Origin of the sequence: Corallococcus terminator, assembly GCF_003611635.1 — a bacterium.
In the GTDB taxonomy this organism is placed as follows: Bacteria; Myxococcota; Myxococcia; order Myxococcales; family Myxococcaceae; genus Corallococcus; species Corallococcus terminator.
The window spans coordinates 1-1,288 of sequence record NZ_RAVZ01000694.1; the positions used below are offsets into that span (position 1 = coordinate 1).

Genomic DNA, 1,288 nt, shown 5'->3' on the forward strand with positions numbered 1-1,288 from the left:
GTACGGGGCGCAGGCGTCGCTGGCGGTGGGCTCGGCGGGCGGCGGTGGGGTGGGGTGGGAGGTGCCGGCGCTCCTGGCGTTCGCGGCGGTATTCGTGGGGCTGGCCGCGTTCAGCGTGAGCCGCCGCGAGTAGCCCGCTTCAGGGGTTGGACTTGCCCGGGGCCTTCCACTACGACGGCGGGCACCGCAACACGGATCCACTGCGAGGAGACTGCCTCATGAAGCTGCGTTCGCCTGGCTTGTCGATGGTCGCCGTCGTGGGGCTCTTGGCCCTGCCCGCGTGCAAGAAGGAAGAGGCGCCCGCGCCTGTCGCCGAGGCCCCTTCCCGCGCGCCGTCTCCCACGCAGCAGCCGCTGCCCCCCGCGGCGGCCGCGGGCGCGGGTGAGGGCGCGGCGGTGGCTCCGGCCCCCGCGGGCAACGGCGTGGTGATGGGCTCGGTGTCCTTCACGGGCACGGCGCCGGTGATGGCGGACCTGGCGCCCAGCGTGGATCCCGCGTGTGACGGCCGGCCGGAGAAGGAGCAGTCCGTGCTGGTGAAGGACGGCAAGCTCAAGAACGTGCTGGTGCGCGTGCGCGGCACGGTGGCGGGAGCGCCCGCGGCGCCGTCGACGCCCGTGGTGGTGGACCAGTCCAAGTGCACGTACGTGCCGCGCGTGCAGGGCGCGATGGCGGGCCAGCAGGTGGTGTTCAAGAACAGCGACGGAACGCTGCACAACGTGCGCGGCGTGGTGGGCACGAAGCCCGTGTTCAACGTGGCGCAGCCGCCGTCGGGCGCGCCGGTGCAGAAGCCCCTGCCGGCGGACGCGGAGGTGCTGCGCCTCAAGTGCGACGTGCACCCGTGGATGACGGCGTACGTGGTGAGCAACGCCAACCCGTACTTCGCCACCACCGGGGATGACGGCACCTTCACCCTGACGGGCCTGCCGGCGGGCACGTACACGGTGGAAGCGTGGCACGAGACGCTGGGCGCGAAGACGGCGGAAGTCACCGTGAAGGACGGCGCCCCGGCGGACGCGTCGTTCACGTTCGCCGCGACGGACGCGCCCGCGAAGCCGTAACGCGGACGGCATGGAGGGGAGGGGACTGATTGATGAAGTCCCTTCCAGCCGCATCCCGTGAAGAACGGCCCTCCGCCAGGGAACTGGCGGTGAGGCGAGCCCGCGCGACGCCTGGACTCGCGAGCCCACGGTCGGGTCCCGCCGCGGACGCCCCGGCCTTCGCTACGCCTGCGCGGGCTCCGCCACCGGAGCGGGAGGCCCCGCCTTGCGGATCGTGAAGCCCACCCGCG

Annotated in this window: 1 protein-coding gene; it reads left to right on the forward strand. The window is 73.4% G+C overall.

Annotation, left to right across the window (positions count from 1 at the left end; translation table 11 throughout):
- The first annotated feature begins 218 nt into the window (after positions 1-218).
- Entirely contained in the window at positions 219-1,058 is an 840-nt protein-coding gene (locus D7V88_RS41570; RefSeq protein ID WP_120545968.1) for a carboxypeptidase regulatory-like domain-containing protein, read from the forward strand.
- The last annotated feature ends 230 nt before the right edge of the window (positions 1,059-1,288 follow it).

Excerpts from the sequence above, each read along its gene's own strand:
- D7V88_RS41570 (WP_120545968.1), top strand. The coding sequence starts at position 219 with ATGAAGCTGCGTTCGCCTGGCTTGTCGATGGTCGCCGTCGTGGGGCTC.